The sequence below is a fragment of the Mycobacterium sp. MAA66 genome (assembly GCF_041261665.1).
In the GTDB taxonomy this organism is placed as follows: domain Bacteria; phylum Actinomycetota; class Actinomycetes; order Mycobacteriales; family Mycobacteriaceae; genus Mycobacterium.
This window is the reverse complement of sequence record NZ_JBGCCC010000007.1, coordinates 70,865-87,541: the sequence shown is the minus strand read 5'-3', so window position 1 is coordinate 87,541 and position 16,677 is coordinate 70,865. Positions and strand designations below refer to the sequence as shown.

The following is a 16,677-nucleotide window of genomic DNA, read 5'->3' as shown; positions in this document are numbered from 1 at the left end:
TCGGTCCGCACCGGGACGACCCGCGACGGCCGCTCCCACGCTTTCGGTAGAACATAGCCAACCTGTAGCCAGGGTGCGTGCTGTTGGACGATGCGTCGGCGGTGAAACAGTCCCGGAGGTTATTCGGTCGGGGCCTGCGGCGCCGGGGCATCGAGCGTTTCGAGCACCACCTCGGCCACCCTCTTCATGGTCGTGCGGCGATCCATCGCGGCACGCTGGATCCATTTGAATGCCTCGGGCTCGGTCATGCCCTGGTTGGCCTGCAACAGTCCCTTGGCCCGCTCGACCAGCTTGCGCGTCTCGAGCCGATCCGACAGCGTCGCCACTTCACGTTCCAGCGCGGTCAGCTCGCTGAAGCGGGACACGGCCACCTCGATCGCCGGCACCAGGTCGGTGATCGAGAACGGTTTGACCAGATAGGCCATCGCTCCGGCGTCGCGCGCCTTCTCGACCAACTCGCGCTGGGAGAACGCGGTCAGGATCACGATCGGCGCGATGCGCTTGCTGGCGATCTCAGCGGCAGCGTCGATACCGTCGCGCCGGGGCATCTTGACGTCCATGATCACCAGGTCCGGACGCAACTGCTCGGCAAGGTCGACGGCCTCTTGACCGTCACCTGCTTCGCCGACGATCTCGTATCCCTCTTCACGCAGCATCTCTGCCAAGTCCATCCGGATCAGCGCCTCGTCCTCGGCAACCAGAACACGGTGCGGCTTCACGTCATCGTTTGTTGGTCCGCTCATCACCATATTGTCGCGTGACGACCGCCGATGGGCGAGCCCGGGGGCGTGGCGTCGGCCTCGGTTCGGGCATCCTCTATGGTGGTAGACCGCAAGCCGCGTAGCCGGCTGCCGGCCCTCGTATCCCAACTGGCAGAGGAAACGGATTCAAAACCCGTGCAGTGTGAGTTCGAATCTCACCGAGGGCACCAACTACTGCGTTGAATGTTCTTTTAGATCAAGAATTTATCGACAGTAGTTGACTTTCGCCGCTCATCTCGGGGGTTCAAGTGCTGGTTTTCAATGAGCCGTTCGAGGCCAGCGACGGGACAGTGATCATCACGGTGTCCCGGACGGGGTGGCGGGGTGGCGTCGCCCATCCGGTCGGGATCTATACCGTTCGCGCTGACGGCACTGTTTGGACGCCTGCGGTCGACGTCAGTCTGCACACGTTGATCGGGGTCTGCACGGGATTGCTGGCAGCGGTTATTGGCGTGAGCGCCGTACTGCGCAGACCTCCTTGGCCGGAGATGACCGAAAAAGTGATGGTCGCGCTCGCGCACAGACAGGACAGCGGTCGGGCCTGATACCCAGTGCGGCCTAAGCCCGTGGCACGTGACCGTTCAGGGTGTGCACCGGTCGACCCGATTACGCGCGAACGTACATGCGGCGTGCTGGTTTGTCCGGTAGCGCTGCAATCTGGCGACCTGCACTGGGGCTGGCTGGTCGCCGAGGTCGCGCCACGTGGCGGCACTATCGTCTGGTGCCGTGGTCATGATGGCTCGTTTCGGTGGCGCTCGTACGCGTACTCGATTCGGCTACCATTTGGCTACCGAACTGGCTGATCACGGTCGACCGGGTCAACGGCGATGAAAGACGTTTCCGCAGGTGGTAAACCTCGACAATGTTGTCGGCCAAGGTCAGCAATGAGTCAGATCAAGAGTTCAAATCTCGCCACGGACACCACATCTGACGTTTTAGTCACACCGTCCTACGTTGTTAGGTACGTTGCTGACGGGAGGCGGAAATGCGGGTGGCAACCGGAGTTGAGGGGACCTACCAAGGCCCGATTACCAGGGACGTTGCTGGTTTCCCACAGGTCGACTCAAACCGAATCTTGAGGTTCGCTGAGGAGCTCCATGACGCCCACGACTTCCAGGGTTTTTCAGTTCGAAATTCCATGCTCCCGCTCGGCCACCGCGAACTTCACAGCAACCGGCCAGCGTTAGCCGCGGGCGTATGACAGTGGTGCGAGCCGACGCAGACGGCCTGTGGATGGCCGCCCGCAAGCTCGAACAAGACGCCCAACAGATCGCCGAGAACCGCGAGCCCGGCGAGATCCGCTCGACCGACCAGGCAACAGTCGACGTGGTCACCGCCGTCCATGCCCGCGTGGCCGGCATCAGCGCCATCTTGGTCAGCCGCATCGAGGCCACCGCTAAGCGACTCGACGACGCTGGTCATCGGTATGCCGAGGCCGACGACACCTCCACCTCGACACTGGCCGAGTAGGCCCGATGTACGAGCACGAACTGCCCACGCTGTCCCAGATCAACGACTGGGACGTTCAACACTTGGTCGACGCGGCCGCGCATTGGACCCGGACCGCCGACCTGTGGGAGGAGACCTTCCACAGCGCCTGGCAGTCCACCCTGCGCCCCGGTGGAACCGAGTGGGGCGGCGAGGCCGCGGACAGTGCACAGGACCTCACCTGGCGGGATCTGGTCCGGGTGCGCGGCTCGGCCGAGTCGCTGCGCACCGTGGCGCGCATTGCCCACACCGGCGCGGAATCACTGTGCGACGTCAAACGATTGGCGTTGAACGCGATCGATGACGCCCGCTCGCACGGCTTCGTCGTCGATGAGGACCTGTCGGTCAGTGCACCACCGGACCGGACGGACGGTCACCCGCTGATGATGCTGCGGACGGCCGCCGACGAGGACGCAGCTGATATCAAACACTTTGCCGCCAACCTCGTCGCGCTGGATCACGACATCGCCCGCCGATTGCACAATGCGGCGATCAGCATCAGCGAAGGCATCCCCTATTTGGCCCGAGGTTGCGCCTAAGCCGCATGTCAGCGGGCCGCACACGATTACGCTATGAACATGGCGGTCATGGACGGCGTTCCTATACCGGAAGACCTCATAGCGACATTGCGGCGCTCGGTCTGCGTGCCGACGACCACGGTGCGCAACTCGTTGTGCGACGGGACCCGCAAGAGCATCCAAGAGACGACGCGGAGCCAGCGCATCCTGACCGCCACCAGCCGGCTGGCCGCGGCCATCAACATCTTTTTCGTGCTGCAGACCCTCACCATCGGCCACGGACTGTTGTGGATCGGGCTACTCAACGCGCTGTGTGCCGCGGCGTTCCTGCTGACCCCGCAGCTGTACCGATTCGGCGAACTGCTGGCGCCGCTGACCTTCTTCTGTGTGGCCTATCTGACGCTCACGCTGGTCTGTTTGAAAGTCGGTACCGGATCGGGCCTGTTGTTCTATTTCGTCATCATGGGTGCCATCGTGCTGCTCGTGCTCGGCATGGAGCGGCTGACGCTGGCGTTGGCCCTGGCCACGGTGGCTGGGGTGACTGCCATCGTCTTGGAGTTCACCATCCCGGAAAATACCGGGACGCAACCCGATTGGGCGTTTCGCGGGTCGTTCGTCGTCACCACCGTCTCGGCGGGCCTGATGGCGATGGCCACAGTCTGGTACGCGCTACGCGAAAATGCCATGGCACAGAGCGCGATCCAATCCGAGTTCCTGCGGTCCGAAGCATTGCTTGCCAACATCCTGCCGGAGTCGATCGCCCAGCGACTCAAAGATCCCGAGCGCCAGGTGATCGCCGACAAGTACGACGACGCCTCGATCCTGTTCGCCGATATCGCCGGCTACACCCAACGGGCCAGTGACACAGCGCCTTCCGATCTGGTGCGCTTCCTGGACACCTTCTATACCGACCTCGATGCGCTGGTGGATCATCACGGGCTGGAGAAGGTCAAGACCAGCGGCGACTCCTACATGGTGGTCAGCGGGATACCGCATCACCGGACCGACCACCTGGAAGCGCTGGCCTGCCTGGCCCTGGACCTCTCCAAGGCCGTCTGCGGACTCACCGATCCGAAAGGCCGACCTGTTCCCGTTCGGATCGGAATCGCCGCCGGACCGGTGGTCGCCGGAGTGGTCGGCGCCCGCAAGTTCTTCTATGACGTCTGGGGCGACGCCGTCAACGTCGCGTCACGAATGGAGTCCACCGACGTCGAAGGGCGAATCCAGGTTCCCCACGACGTCTATGAACGACTGCGCCATGCCTACGTTTTCGAAGAGCGCGGCGAGATCGACGTCAAAGGCAAAGGTTTGATGCGCACCTGGTATCTGGTGGGCCGGAAGTCCTGACCCAGCCGGTCACATCACCTTGGACAGGAACGCTTTGGTGCGTTCATGTTTCGGATTCGCCATCACCTCGCGGGGCGCACCGCTCTCGAGGATGACGCCACCGTCCATGAATACCAACTGGTCGGCCACTTCGCGGGCGAAACCCATCTCGTGGGTGACGACCACCATGGTCATGCCCTGCCCCGCGAGCCGCTTCATCACCGTCAGCACCTCACCGACCAACTCCGGATCGAGCGCCGAGGTCGGCTCGTCGAACAGCATGAGCTTGGGGTCCATCGCCAAAGCCCGCGCGATGGCGACGCGTTGTTGCTGACCGCCCGACAGTTGAGCCGGATACGCATCGGCTTTGGCGGACAGGCCAACCTGCTCCAGTAGCTCGTGTGCCCGAGCCACCGCCACGTCGCGTTTGATGCCCTTGACGTGGATCGGCGCCTCGCTGATGTTCTCCAGCGCGGTCCGGTGTGGGAACAGATTGAAATGCTGGAACACCATACCGACGTCGCGACGTTGTCGCGCAGCCTCTTTCGGCCTCAGCTCGTGCAGTCGGCCGCCCCGTTCGCGGTATCCAACCAATTCTCCGTCGACGTACAGCCGGCCGGCGTTGACCTGCTCCAGATGGTTGATGCACCGCAGGAATGTCGACTTACCGGAGCCCGACGGCCCGACCAGCACCAGTACCTGACCGGCATCGACCTCGAGGGTCACGCCCTTGAGCACCTCAAGGGCGCCAAAGCTTTTGCACACCTGCTCGGCACGCACCATCGCCGTCACAGATGCCCCTCCCCCGTCTGCGCAAGGGCAAGTGCAGCAAGCTGTTTCGTCGTCAGCTTGCGCGATGCGCCACGCGAGAAGTACCGCTCCAGGTAGAACTGGCCGACCATGAGAACGCTGGTGATCACCAGGTACCAGCTGGCCGCCACCATCAACAGCGGGATCGGCTGAAAGATCACCGCCGAGATGTCGCGGGTGCGGGTGTAGAGCTCGAGGGTGTAGGGCACCGCAGTCACCAACGAGGTGGTCTTCAGCATGCTGATGAGTTCGTTGCCGGTCGGCGGGATGATCACCCGCATCGCTTGCGGAAGGACGATGCGCCGCATCGTCATCCACCAGGACATCCCGAGCGCGGTCGAGGCCTCGGTCTGCCCTTCGGGCACCGAACTGATTCCGGCACGGATGATTTCGGCCATGTAGGCGGCCTCATTCAATCCCAGACCGACGAATGCCAGTACGAAGGAAATGGACAGGCCCTGCAAGTTGATGTGAAAGAACGTCGGTCCGAACGGAATACCCAATTGGATGTTCTGATAGAGGGTCGGAAACAACCCCCAGAACACCAACTGCACATACACCGGCGTCCCCCGGAAGACCCATAGATATACCCATGCGACAGTGCGGAACACGGGGTTCGGGGACAGCCGCATCACTGCCAGCACCACCCCGAGCGTCAGGCCGATCACCATCGAATAGATGGTCAGCTGCAAGGTGTTCCACGCCGCCTCAGACACCCGCTCGTCGAACAGGTACTTGAAGTAGGTGTCCCACGCGTACGCGGGATTTGTTGCGGCGCCATAGATGAACAGGGCCGCCAGGACGAGGACGACACCAGCACCCACCCACCGCCACGGGTTCCGCAGCGGTACTGCATGGATGGCGGCCGGAACGTCGGCCGCTGTTGAGCCGGCGTTGGTCACGTCAGCTGGTGGCCCCGTTGATCACCGGTTTGTCGATCATCCCGGCCTGGACACCCCACTTCTCGGCGATCTGCTTGTACTGACCCGTGTCGATCAGGTGTTGCAGGGCCTGCAGCAACGACTGAGCCAGCGGCGAACCCTTCTTCACCGGCCAACCGTACGGTGCCGAGTTGAACACGTTGCCCGCCTGCAGCAGCTTGCCGTTGGTCTTCTTGATCGCCCACAACGTCACCGGCGAGTCCGCCGACATCGCGTCGGCCTGTCCGACCGCCACCGCGCTGGCCGCCTGGTCCTGGTTGTCGAACTTGAGGATGTCGATCGACGGCTTGCCGGCATCGGTACACGCCTTGCTCTTGGCAGGCAGCTCGTCGGTCTCCTGAACGGTGGTGGATTCGACCGCGACCTTCTTACCGCACGCGTTGTTCGGATCGATGTTGTCGCCCGCGCGCTGTGCCCACAGGCTGCCGGCCGAGAAATAAGTGACGAAATCGACCTGCTGTTCACGCTGTTTGGTGTCGGTGAAGGATGACATTCCGACGTTGTAAGTGTTGCCCTGGATCGCCGGAATGATCTTGGAGAAGTCGGTCTCCTCCTTGTAGTCGGTGGTCAGTCCGAGGGTGCCGGCGATCGCATCCATCAGGTCTACGTCGAAGCCGATGATCTTGCCGCTGGCCGGATCCTTGAATTCGTTGGGGGCGTAGGGCAGATTCACCCCGACGATGAGCTTGCCGGTGGATTTGATCGCCTCGGGAACGGTGTTGGCGATCGAGTCGACCTTGGCCGCCGGAGCCGCCGGACCATTGGCCTGGGGCGCGCCGGAGTCGGAGTTCTTCGCGCAGCCAGACATCAGAAGTGCACCGCTGGTGGCCACAACGGCGGCCACCCGCCACAGCCCGCGCTGGCGGGACCTGACTCCACTTGACACGGCTGCCTCTACTTTCTCCCGGCTGCGCGGCCTGGCGGCTACGCGATCAATGCGGGAATCGTCGGTATGAAACCTTATCGACACGGGGTGCCATAGGCGCGTTAAACGCCGTTGTCCACATTGAAAATGCAGCCAGATCAAAATTGCACCCCTGTTAATAGCGGTGTGCGACACTGCTGACATGACCACACAGGCTCCGCCAACACTGTTGGCACACCTTTGGAAATCCACCCTGATCTCCGGCATTATCGCGATCGCATTGGGCGCCGCGATCCTGGCCTGGACCGGCATTTCCATTGCCGTCGCCGCAATTTTCTTCGGCGCTTATCTGTTGGTCACCGGCATCAGCCAGGTGATCTTCGCATTCAGCCTGCACGTCCACGCCGGCAGCCGGATTCTGCTGTTCATCAGTGGTGCTGCTTCATTGGTCCTGGCTGTGCTGTCGTTCCGCCATCTTGGTGACGCGGTCTATCTGATGGCCATCTGGATCGGCATCGGCTTCATCTTCCGCGGCGTGGCCACAACCGTTTCGGCCATCCAGGACAAGGACCTGCCCGGCCGGGTGTGGAACATCGTGTTCGGTGTGATCACCCTGATCGCCGGTTTCGTCGTGCTGGCCGAACCGTTCACTTCGATCGCGACCCTCGCCTGGGTCACCGGCATCTGGCTGGTTGTGCTCGGTGTCACCGAAGTCATCGCATCGTTCGGTATCCGCAAGGACGCCAAGACGATCGCTGCCTGAAGCCCTCGAAAAGTCGGGTCGGTCTTCCACTGGAAGGCCGGCCCGACTTTTTTGTTGTGGACTATCCGCACCGGTGTCTACTACAGTCAGTCGTAGACCTCATCCGCTGAGTGGAGAAGGCATATGAACGCTCTGGACGTTTCCCGGTGGCAGTTCGGTATCACCACCGTCTACCACTTCATCCTGGTTCCGCTGACCATCGGCCTGGCACCGCTTTTGGCCGTGATGCAGACGATCTGGGTGGCCACCGGCAACAACGCCTGGTACCGATTGACCAAATTCTTCGGCAAGTTGTTCCTGATCAACTTCGCCCTCGGTGTGGCGACCGGCATCGTGCAGGAATTCCAGTTCGGCATGAACTGGAGCGAATACTCCCGATTCGTGGGTGACGTATTCGGCGCCCCACTGGCCTTGGAAGGCTTGGTCGCGTTCTTCTTCGAATCCACCTTCATCGGATTGTGGATCTTCGGCTGGACCCGGTTGCCCAGACTGGTCCACCTGGCCTGCATCTGGATGGTGGCGATCGGGGTCAACGCCTCGGCATTCTTCATCATCTCGGCCAACTCCTTCATGCAGCATCCCGTTGGGGCGCACTACAACCCGCAAACCGGCCGGGCCGAGCTGACCAGTATCTGGGAGCTGCTGACCAACAACACCGGTATCGCAGCCTTCACCCACACCATCGGCGGTGCGATCCTGACGGCGTCCACGTTCGTCGCCGCGATCAGCGCCTGGTGGATGGTGCGCACGGCCCGCTCCGATGAGGGTGACGGGTCCGACGCGCGCACCATGTACCGGCCCGCCACCATGCTGGGATGTGCCATCGCACTGGTGGCCGCGGCCAGCCTCGGTCTCACCGGCGATGCGCAGGGCAAGCTGATGTTCGTCCAGCAGCCGATGAAGATGGCCTCGGCAGAGTCGTTGTGCCACACCGAAACCGATCCTGATTTCTCGGTGCTGACGGTGGGCACGCACAACAACTGCGACAGCGTCACCCACGCGATCGAGGTGCCGTACGTGCTGCCATTCCTGGCGGAGAGCAAATTCACCGGTGTGCGCCTGCAAGGCGTGCAGGATCTGCAGAAGGAATACGAGGCCAAGTTCGGGCCCGGCGACTACCGGCCCAACCTGTTCGTCACCTATTGGTCGTTCCGGATGATGATCGGATTGCTGGCATTCCCAGGACTTTTCGCGTTGACCGCACTGTGGCTGACTCGCGGCGGCCGGATACCCAATCAACGCTGGTTCAGTCGCTTCGCCTTGGTCACGCTGCCCATGCCGTTCCTGGCCAACAGCGCCGGTTGGGTGTTCACCGAGATGGGCCGCCAACCTTGGGTGGTGGCCAGCAACCCGACCGGCGACCCGAACATCCATCTGACCATCGGTCAGGGTGTGTCCGGACACAGCGCTGCGGTGGTGTGGACCTCGTTGATCACCTTCACCCTGCTGTACGCCGTCCTGGCGGTCATCTGGTTCTGGCTGCTGCGCCGATACGTGGTTGAGGGACCGCTAGAACACGATTCCGAACCTGCCCCGCCGACCCCACCCAGCGACGACGAGATCGCGCCGCTGTCGTTCGCCTACTAGGGAGCAGACACCATGGGACTTCAGCAGTTGTGGTTCATCATCCTGGCCGTCCTGTTCACCGGATTCTTCGTCCTCGAGGGATTCGATTTCGGGGTCGGCATGCTCATGGCGTTCTTCGGCCGTAGCGCTGATACAACTCTCCCGTCGCTTCACTCGCCCGGACAAGACGATCCGGAACGGCATCGACGGGCGGTGCTGAACACCATCGGGCCAGTGTGGGATGGCAACGAGGTGTGGCTGCTGACCGCCGGTGGCGCGATGTTCGCGGCGTTCCCGGGCATGTACGCGACGTTGTTCTCCGGCCTCTACCTGCCACTGCTGGTGATCCTGCTGTCCATGATCGTGCGGGTCTGCGCAATCGAGTGGCGCGGAAAGATCGATGACGTGCAGTGGCGCCGCCGCGCCGATATCGCGATCGCGGTGGGTTCCTGGGTGCCGGCGGTGCTGTGGGGCGTGGCATTCGCCTCGATGGTGCGGGGTCTGCCGGTAGACGCCCGCCACCAGATGCAGCTGACCTTCGGCGACGTGCTCAATCCGTATTCGCTCCTGGGCGGGATCGCGACGGCCGGCCTGTTCGCCTTCCATGGCGCTGTGTTCATCACCCTGAAAACCGCGGGCGCCGTCCACGACGACGCCCGCCGATTCGCGACAAAACTCGCCATCCCGGTGACCGCGGTCGTCGCAGTCTTCGGTATCTGGACCCAAGCCGCCCACGGCAACGACCTGACCTGGATCGCGCTGGGTATCGCAGTGGTGGCTCAACTCAGCGCGGTGATGCTGGTGTGGACGCACCGAGGTGACGGCTGGGCCTTCACCGCAACGGCGTTGGTGATCGCGACCGTGGTGGCATTGCTGTTCGGCTGCCTGTACCCGAATCTCATTCCGTCGACCCTGAATTCGGCCTGGAGCCTGACCATCGACAACGCCTCGTCTTCGCCGTACACGCTCAAGGTGATGACCTGGGCCGCGCTGATCTGCACGCCGGTGGTGATCGGGTACCAGTCGTGGTCGTACTGGATTTTCCGGCAACGGATTTCGGCCGACCAGATTCCACCATCGATCGGGTTGCCCCGGGAAGGCCGCGCACACTGACCATGACCGGGGACAACCCCCGCCTCACGCCGGCAGTTCGACGGCACGTCGCCGGCACTGTCGGATGTGGCCTGGTGATCACCGTGGCAGCGGTGGCAGCCTCGGTACTGATGGCCCATGTGGTCGCCGGGATCATCACAGATCCGGCCAGCCGGACCGTGGACCATTGGGCACCAATGCTTTTGGTGTTGTTCGCGCTGTGGTCGGTCCGTTCGGTGGCACAGTGGCTGCAGAATCGGTTGAGCCAGCGTGGTGCCACCGCGATGATTGCCGAACTCAGTTCGCAGGTGCTGACCGTGGTCACCGCACTGTCGCCGCGACGGCAGCACGCCCTTCGCGATGAGGCGGCCATCCTGGTGACCCGCGGACTGGACGGACTGCGGCCCTACTTCACCCGCTACGTGCCCGCTGCGGTGATGGCCGCGCTGCTGACCCCGGTCGCGGTGATCGTGATGGCCTGCTACGACCTTCGTTCGGCGGTCATCGTGCTGATCGCGCTGCCATTGATCCCATTGTTCATGGTGCTGATCGGCCTGTTGACCGCTGAACGGTCAGCCGCCGCATTGGTCGCGATGGGCACCTTGCAGTCTCGATTACTGGACCTCATCGCCGGTATCCCGACACTTCGGGCCCTCGGCCGGGCCGAAGGCGCCGCCCCACGGATAGCGGAACTGTCTGCCGCCCAACGCCGTTCGACGCTCGCAACGCTGCGTGTCACCTTCTTGTCAGCGCTGGTGCTGGAATTACTGGCGACGCTGGGGGTCGCGCTGGTGGCCGTCAGCGTAGGCCTGCGTCTGGTAACCGGCAATGTGAGCCTGGCGGCTGCATTGACGGCCCTGCTGCTGGCACCGGAAGTGTTCTGGCCCCTGCGCCGGATGGGCGTGGAATTTCACGCCGCGCAAGACGGCAAGGTCGCTTTCGGCCGCGCCTATCGACTGATCGACGCCGCCTGTGACACGGCTCGGGGCGACCGAGCGACCGCCGCCGCGGCCGCGGCCGTCGTCATCGAACTGGACCGGCTCTGTGTCAACGGGCGCGACGGCGCGGCGCCGGACGGGCTATCCCTGCGCGCCGGGCCCGGCACCGTGACCGTGCTCACCGGCCCCAATGGAGCGGGCAAGAGCACTGCCCTGCAAGCGATTCTGGGCCTGACCGAGCCAGACTCCGGTCGAGTGAGGGTCGACGGGGTCGATCTCGCCGCGGTCGACCTGCAGCACTGGTGGACTCAGGTGGGCTGGCTGCCGCAACATCCGGTCCTGATCCCGGGGACCATCAGGGCCAACCTCGAACTGTTCGGCGCCCTGACCGATCTCGGCGATGCCTGTCGAGCAGCGGCTTTCGACGATGTTCTGGCCGAACTACCGGATGGGTTGGACACCGTCCTGGGCCGCGATGGGACCGGGTTGTCCCTCGGACAACGCCAGCGTCTGGCACTGGCCCGGACTTTGGGGTTGCCCCGGGCGGTGCTGCTGCTCGACGAACCGACATCGCACCTGAACGCGGAGCTGGAAGAGCGCGTACTGCAAGCCATCCGGGCCCGCGCCCGGGACGGGGCAACAATTCTGATGGTCGGGCACCGCGAGGCGGTGGTGACCACCGGCGATCAGGTGGTACAGGTCGGGGACGCATATGTCGGCCGCTAGCGGGTGGACGTTGGCCGCCAAGGTGTTACGGCCCAGACTGCCACGGTTGACCCTGGCAATGCTGCTGGGCATCGGTGCACTGGGCAGCGCCCTGGCCCTGGCCGGGATCTCCGCTTGGCTGATCGCCAAGGCCTGGGAGATGCCCCCGATACTGTCGTTGTCTGTCGCGGTGGTCCTGGTGCGGTTGTTCGGCATTTCCCGTGGGGTACTCGGCTATTGCGAACGTCTGGTGTCACATGACGTGGCGCTGCGCGCCGCGGGCCATACGCGCACCGAACTATATCGCCGGCTGAGCACCGCGCCGACGAACACCGTGCTACGACTCGGTAGCGGTGAATTGGTTTCCCGCGCAGGTGCTTCCGTAGACCAACTAGCCGACGTCCTGGTGCGGTCGGTGCTGCCGATCGGGGTGGCCGCGGTGCTGTCGTTGACCGCGGTGGCCGTGATCGCGGTGATCAGCCCCACGGCCGCGCTGATTCTGGCTTGCTGCCTGCTTATCGCCGGGGTATGGGCACCGTGGCAGGCCGCCCGAGCCGCGGATGCCGCCGAACAGGCAGCCGTGCACCATCATTCGCAACGCGACAATGCCATGATGCTTGCCCTCGAGCACGCGGCCGAGCTCCGGGTCGGCGGTGTGCTGTCCGACGTAATCGGCCGCGCTGCCCACGATCAACGACAATCCGGTGCGGCGACCGACCGCGCCGCACGGCCCGCCGCCGTCGCAACCGCGGCGCCGACACTGGCCATCGGTATCAGTGCGATCGGCGCAGTGCTGAGCGCCATCGTATTGGCGCCGAACCTCTCCCCCACCACCTTGGCCGTGCTGATGCTGCTGCCGTTGTCGTCGTTCGAGGCGACCACCGCGCTACCGGGCGCGGCGGTCCAGCTGACGCGGGCCCGCATCGCCGTCCAACAGTTGTCAGGGCTGCTCGCCGACGACCCATCCGATAGGCGGCCACCGCCTGCGGCGCCACTGAGCCCGACGATCGGTGACCGGATCGCCGTGGTGGGCCCGAGCGGCAGCGGAAAGACCACGCTACTGCTGGCCACCGCCGAGTGGTGCCGTGAGAACCGGCTCCGCGCAGGGTTTTTCGCCGAGGACGCGCACCTGTTCGACACCACCCTGCGGGACAACCTGCTGGTTGCGCGGGGCGATGCCACCGACGCCGATTTGATCGCGGCGCTGGATCGGGTGGGGCTGAGACCGTGGCGGTCGTCACTGCCCGACGGGCTGGCCACCGTGCTCGATGGTGGCGCGGCGGCGGTGTCGGCGGGTCAACGTCGACGGCTGTTGCTGGCCCGCGCGTTGTTGACCACATTCGACGTCATCCTGCTCGACGAGCCCACCGAGCACCTTGACGCCGAAGACGGCCGGCAGATCATGGTCGACCTACTGACGCCCGGGGCGTTGTTCGCTGCGGACCAGGCTGTCGTAGTCGCGACCCACCATTTGCCGACAGGCATCGATTGCCGGGTGCACCATACAAATTCGACGCTGAGTAAATTATCCCGTCGCTTCGCTCGCCCCCAGTAACGACGAGTACCCTGCCCACACATGAGCATGTATCCGGGCGGCTACTACCCGCCTCCGCCACCGCAGCCGTACCAGGGCTATCCCGGTTATCCGGGTTACCTGCCGCCGGCCGCCGGCCCGCGGAACGGATTGGGCATCGCCGCACTGATTCTCGGCGTCGCGGGATTGCTGGCGACATGGTCGATCATCGGCGGCCTCACGCTCGGTATCGCCGCGGCGATAATGGGATTCCTGGCCTATCGTCGGGTCACCAGCGGCCAAGCCGACAATGGCGCGGTCGCCATTTCAGGACTGGTGCTCGGTGTATTGGCCATCGTGGTGTCGCTGGTGTTCATCCCGATCTGGTCCGGTTTCATGGACGAGATCGGCTACTCGCAGTACAGCGAGTGCATGCAAGAAGCCGGCCAGAACCAGAACGTGGTCAATGGCTGTGTGCAGCAGTTCCAGAACCGCATCGACGACAAACTCGGAACCAAGTCATCCGGCTAGCCCGGAAAGTGTTTGACGATGCCTTCCTGCGTCGTGGTCGCCAGCACTTGACCGGACTGATCGAAGAAGTGGCCGCTGGCCAGACCCCGGGAGTCCGCGGCCACCGGTGACGTCGTCGAGTACAACACCCACTCATCGAACTTGATCGGTCGGTGAAACCACACCGTGTGGTTCATGGTGACCGCGAAGATCCGGTCATGGCCCCAGGACAGCCCATGGCGGGTGATGATCGAGTCCAGCACCGTGGTGTCCGACGAATACACCAGTGCGGCGGCGTGCAGCACCGGATCGTCGGGCATCGACCCCATGGCCTTGAGCCACACCCGGTTGTGTTCGAGACTCTCGCCCTTGTCCTTCATCACCCACGACGGGTCATTGGTGTAACGCCATTCGATCGGCTTGAGCGCGCCGACAAACAGCGGAACGATCTCTTCGTAGCCCTCCAGCAGCTCGTCGATCGTCGGCAGCGTCACCGGATCTGGGACCTGCGGCGCCTGCACGCTGTGCTCCAGACTGCGACCACCGGCCAGATGCGATACCAGCGCGGAGGCCAACAGCGCATCACCCTGCATGACATCGACCCGGCGATTGGCGAACCGTCGTTCATCACGCAGCCGGAACACCTTGAACTGCAAGTCATGCTCCGGGTCACCACCGGCGATGAAATGCATCGACAGTGTGGTCGGCGGCAGCTTCGGCGACACCGTCCGACTTGCGGCAACGAAGGCCTGCGCCATCATCTGGCCGCCGAAGGTGCGCACCGGGTTTTTGCTCGGGTGCCCGCCGGTGAAGGTGTCGTCGGCGACTTGGGTGACATCGAGAACGGTGAGCAGTTCCTCGAAATCAGCTGCTGTCACGCGCTGTCACCCATCCCGTCGCTTTCGCTCGCCCCCGAACCACCCATCCCGTCGCTTTCGCTCGCCCCGTTAGTGGTCGTCCTCACCGATCCGGTGTACGTGGATCAGGTTGGTCGAGCCTACTGTGCCCGGAGGCGCGCCTGCGACGATGACCACCAGGTCTCCGCGCTTGTAGCGCTCCAGCTCCAGCAACGCCTTGTCGACCTGCTGGATCATGCCATCGGTGGTGTCCATGTTGGGCACGATGAACGTCTCGGTGCCCCAGGTCAGCGCCAACTGGCTACGCACTTCGGGCAATGCGGTGAAGGCCAGCAGCGGCAGCGGGGTGTGCAGCCGTGACAGTCGGCGGACCGTGTCCCCGGATTGGGTGAAGGCGACCAGCGCCTTGGCATCGAGGCGCTCGCCGATATCGCGTGCCGCATAGGAGATGACGCCGCGCTTGGTACGTGGCACGTGAGTCAAAGGCGGTGCGGCCGTTGAGTTTTCCTCAACTGCGCGCACGATGCGCGCCATGGTCCGCACGGCCTCCAGGGCGTGCTTGCCGACCGAGGTCTCGCCGGAGAGCATCACGGCGTCGGCGCCGTCGAGCACAGCGTTGGCGACGTCGGAAGCCTCCGCCCGCGTGGGCCGGGAGTTCTCGATCATCGACTCCAGCATCTGGGTGGCGACGATGACGGGTTTGGCGTTCTCTCTTGCCATTTGGATGGCGCGCTTCTGCACCAAGGGAACTTCTTCGAGCGGCAGCTCCACACCCAGGTCACCGCGCGCGACCATGACGGCGTCGAAGGCCAGCACGATGGCCTCCAGATTGGCGACCGCTTCGGGCTTCTCCAGCTTCGCGATCACCGGTACCCGGCGGCCGACCTCATCCATCACTTCGTGGACCAGTTCGATATCGGCGGGCGACCGCACGAAGGACAACGCCACCAGGTCGACACCGAGCTTCAGCGCGAACTTCAGGTCGTTGATGTCCTTCTCGGACAGCGCTGGCACCGACACGTTCATGCCGGGCAGGGACAGACCCTTGTTGTTGCTGACGGGGCCGCCCTCGGTGACGGTGCAGACCACGTCGTTGCCCTCGATCCGGTCCACGACCAGACCGATGTTGCCATCGTCGACCAACAGCCGGTCGCCGGGGACCGCGTCGGCGGCGAGCTGCTTGTAGGTGGTGGATACCCGGTCGTGGGTGCCTTCGCAGTCCTCGACGGTGATCCGGACGGTCTCTCCGTCGAGCCACACCGTGCGGCCCTCGGCGAACTTGCCGAGCCGGATCTTGGGGCCTTGCAGGTCGGCGAGCACACCCACGGCGCGGCCGGTGGCATCCGAGGCTGCCCGGACCCGCAGGTAGGCGGCTTCGTGGTCGGCGTGCGCACCGTGACTGAAGTTCAGGCGGGCGACATCCATACCCGCTTCGACCAGCTCTTTTACGGTGTCACCAGCGGAGGTAGCAGGGCCAAGAGTACAGACGATTTTGCCGCGTCTATTCACGGGACCGAGCATAGTCGTTAATCGATTCAGATGGCGATCCAGGTAGGCGCTCGGACGCCCCGATTCCGGGCGTCGAATCGGGCCCGAGTGTGGTCAGCCGGCAAAAAAGGTCGGCACCAACGGGAAGCCCGGCAGGTTACGGACCACCGTCCAGGCAACCATGGTGACGAGGACCACTGCCGTCAGTACCGCCGACGGCACCCGCTGTCCGCGTCGCCAGCAAAGCACCAGCCAGAGCACCAACAGCGGGATGCCGACCAACGCGTAGACATTGTCGACGACCGCGGCGGCCAAGTCCCCGTGCAGCACGTCGTGCGTCATCCGCAGTCCGCCGCAGAGCGGGCAGTTCCAGCCGGTCAGCATCTTGAACGGGCATCCCGGAAAGCCAAACCCGGGTCGGTGTGGATCGGCGAGTCCGATATAGACGAGCGCACCGGCCGCCACGGTTCCGGTGGCGGCCACCGTGACCGTGCGGATCGCACCCTGCGTCATGGTGCCAGGATGCCAGAGTCCGG

The 16,677-nt window shown here is 64.1% G+C and carries 16 protein-coding genes and 1 tRNA gene; 10 read left to right on the top strand and 7 right to left on the bottom strand.

The features are described from left to right. Positions 1–119: 119 nt before the first annotated feature. Positions 120–743: an ANTAR domain-containing response regulator gene (locus ABIA30_RS19435; RefSeq protein ID WP_370068338.1), complete on the bottom strand. Its 624-nt coding sequence runs from the start codon at positions 741–743 to the stop codon at positions 120–122. A 111-nt stretch (positions 744–854) separates the two neighbouring features. On the opposite strand from ABIA30_RS19435, the gene ABIA30_RS19430 reads away from it, so the two are divergent. From ABIA30_RS19430 to ABIA30_RS19415, 4 genes are all read left to right on the top strand, one after another. After that, positions 855–931 (top strand) — tRNA-Leu (locus tag ABIA30_RS19430). A 1,027-nt stretch (positions 932–1,958) separates the two neighbouring features. After that, complete coding sequence (locus tag ABIA30_RS19425; protein ID WP_370068336.1) at positions 1,959–2,231, top strand: hypothetical protein; 273 nt, start codon at positions 1,959–1,961, stop codon at positions 2,229–2,231. A 5-nt stretch (positions 2,232–2,236) separates the two neighbouring features. After that, positions 2,237–2,788, top strand: a complete 552-nt coding sequence (locus ABIA30_RS19420; protein ID WP_370068334.1) for a hypothetical protein — start codon at positions 2,237–2,239, stop codon at positions 2,786–2,788. Positions 2,789–2,827: 39 nt separating this feature from the next. Then, on the top strand, positions 2,828–4,114 hold the full coding sequence (locus ABIA30_RS19415; RefSeq protein ID WP_370068332.1) for an adenylate/guanylate cyclase domain-containing protein: 1,287 nt from the start codon (positions 2,828–2,830) through the stop codon (positions 4,112–4,114). A gap of 9 nt (positions 4,115–4,123) precedes the next feature. Here the strand turns inward: ABIA30_RS19415 and ABIA30_RS19410 are convergent, their stop codons facing one another. The 3 genes from ABIA30_RS19410 to ABIA30_RS19400 are packed head-to-tail and all read right to left on the bottom strand — an operon-like array spanning position 4,124 to position 6,652. Then, positions 4,124–4,876, bottom strand: coding sequence for an amino acid ABC transporter ATP-binding protein (locus ABIA30_RS19410; RefSeq protein ID WP_370068605.1), 753 nt, complete (start codon positions 4,874–4,876; stop codon positions 4,124–4,126). Between the two features lie 5 nt (positions 4,877–4,881). Then, the gene (locus tag ABIA30_RS19405; protein WP_370068330.1) at positions 4,882–5,805 is read right to left on the bottom strand and encodes an amino acid ABC transporter permease; all 924 of its coding nucleotides are present in this window, start codon (positions 5,803–5,805) and stop codon (positions 4,882–4,884) included. Position 5,806: 1 nt separating this feature from the next. Next, complete coding sequence (locus tag ABIA30_RS19400) at positions 5,807–6,652, bottom strand: ABC transporter substrate-binding protein (RefSeq protein WP_370068603.1); 846 nt, start codon at positions 6,650–6,652, stop codon at positions 5,807–5,809. 283 nt (positions 6,653–6,935) lie between these two features. Between ABIA30_RS19400 and ABIA30_RS19395 the strand changes: the two genes are divergently transcribed. The 6 genes from ABIA30_RS19395 (at position 6,936) to ABIA30_RS19370 (ending at position 13,817) form a co-directional block, all read left to right on the top strand. Further along, on the top strand, positions 6,936–7,472 hold the full coding sequence (locus ABIA30_RS19395) for an HdeD family acid-resistance protein (protein ID WP_370068601.1): 537 nt from the start codon (positions 6,936–6,938) through the stop codon (positions 7,470–7,472). Positions 7,473–7,595: 123 nt separating this feature from the next. Next, on the top strand, positions 7,596–9,059 hold the full coding sequence (locus ABIA30_RS19390) for a cytochrome ubiquinol oxidase subunit I (protein WP_370068328.1): 1,464 nt from the start codon (positions 7,596–7,598) through the stop codon (positions 9,057–9,059). Positions 9,060–9,071: 12 nt separating this feature from the next. Further along, positions 9,072–10,151, top strand: coding sequence for a cytochrome d ubiquinol oxidase subunit II (cydB, locus tag ABIA30_RS19385; RefSeq protein WP_370068326.1), 1,080 nt, complete (start codon positions 9,072–9,074; stop codon positions 10,149–10,151). A 2-nt stretch (positions 10,152–10,153) separates the two neighbouring features. Further along, complete coding sequence (gene cydD / locus ABIA30_RS19380) at positions 10,154–11,794, top strand: thiol reductant ABC exporter subunit CydD (protein WP_370068324.1); 1,641 nt, start codon at positions 10,154–10,156, stop codon at positions 11,792–11,794. Continuing rightward, positions 11,781–13,328 carry an ATP-binding cassette domain-containing protein gene (locus ABIA30_RS19375; RefSeq protein WP_370068322.1) on the top strand — a complete coding sequence of 516 codons (1,548 nt, stop codon included), beginning with the start codon at positions 11,781–11,783 and terminating at the stop codon, positions 13,326–13,328. Before cydD ends, ABIA30_RS19375 begins: the two co-directional genes overlap by 14 nt. A 21-nt stretch (positions 13,329–13,349) precedes the next feature. Next, the gene (locus ABIA30_RS19370) at positions 13,350–13,817 is read left to right on the top strand and encodes a DUF4190 domain-containing protein (protein WP_370068320.1); all 468 of its coding nucleotides are present in this window, start codon (positions 13,350–13,352) and stop codon (positions 13,815–13,817) included. Here the strand turns inward: ABIA30_RS19370 and ABIA30_RS19365 are convergent. The 3 genes from ABIA30_RS19365 to ABIA30_RS19355 form a co-directional block, all read right to left on the bottom strand. Then, complete coding sequence (locus ABIA30_RS19365) at positions 13,814–14,674, bottom strand: acyl-CoA thioesterase II (protein WP_370068318.1); 861 nt, start codon at positions 14,672–14,674, stop codon at positions 13,814–13,816. The two genes, ABIA30_RS19370 and ABIA30_RS19365, sit on opposite strands and share 4 nt — an antisense overlap. A 69-nt stretch (positions 14,675–14,743) precedes the next feature. Next, positions 14,744–16,162 carry a pyruvate kinase gene (pyk, locus tag ABIA30_RS19360; protein ID WP_370068316.1) on the bottom strand — a complete coding sequence of 473 codons (1,419 nt, stop codon included), beginning with the start codon at positions 16,160–16,162 and terminating at the stop codon, positions 14,744–14,746. 93 nt (positions 16,163–16,255) lie between these two features. After that, complete coding sequence (locus ABIA30_RS19355) at positions 16,256–16,654, bottom strand: DUF2752 domain-containing protein (RefSeq protein WP_370068314.1); 399 nt, start codon at positions 16,652–16,654, stop codon at positions 16,256–16,258. Positions 16,655–16,677: the final 23 nt, after the last annotated feature.

Excerpts from the sequence above, each read along its gene's own strand:
- ABIA30_RS19415 (WP_370068332.1), top strand. The coding sequence starts at position 2,828 with ATGGCGGTCATGGACGGCGTTCCTATACCGGAAGACCTCATAGCGACA.
- cydD (WP_370068324.1), top strand. The coding sequence starts at position 10,154 with ATGACCGGGGACAACCCCCGCCTCACGCCGGCAGTTCGACGGCACGTC.
- ABIA30_RS19435 (WP_370068338.1), bottom strand. The coding sequence starts at position 743 with ATGAGCGGACCAACAAACGATGACGTGAAGCCGCACCGTGTTCTGGTT.
- ABIA30_RS19425 (WP_370068336.1), top strand. The coding sequence starts at position 1,959 with ATGACAGTGGTGCGAGCCGACGCAGACGGCCTGTGGATGGCCGCCCGC.
- cydB (WP_370068326.1), top strand. The coding sequence starts at position 9,072 with ATGGGACTTCAGCAGTTGTGGTTCATCATCCTGGCCGTCCTGTTCACC.
- ABIA30_RS19410 (WP_370068605.1), bottom strand. The coding sequence starts at position 4,876 with ATGGTGCGTGCCGAGCAGGTGTGCAAAAGCTTTGGCGCCCTTGAGGTG.
- ABIA30_RS19375 (WP_370068322.1), top strand. The coding sequence starts at position 11,781 with ATGTCGGCCGCTAGCGGGTGGACGTTGGCCGCCAAGGTGTTACGGCCC.
- ABIA30_RS19420 (WP_370068334.1), top strand. The coding sequence starts at position 2,237 with ATGTACGAGCACGAACTGCCCACGCTGTCCCAGATCAACGACTGGGAC.
- ABIA30_RS19400 (WP_370068603.1), bottom strand. The coding sequence starts at position 6,652 with ATGTCTGGCTGCGCGAAGAACTCCGACTCCGGCGCGCCCCAGGCCAAT.
- ABIA30_RS19390 (WP_370068328.1), top strand. The coding sequence starts at position 7,596 with ATGAACGCTCTGGACGTTTCCCGGTGGCAGTTCGGTATCACCACCGTC.
- ABIA30_RS19370 (WP_370068320.1), top strand. The coding sequence starts at position 13,350 with ATGAGCATGTATCCGGGCGGCTACTACCCGCCTCCGCCACCGCAGCCG.
- ABIA30_RS19355 (WP_370068314.1), bottom strand. The coding sequence starts at position 16,654 with ATGACGCAGGGTGCGATCCGCACGGTCACGGTGGCCGCCACCGGAACC.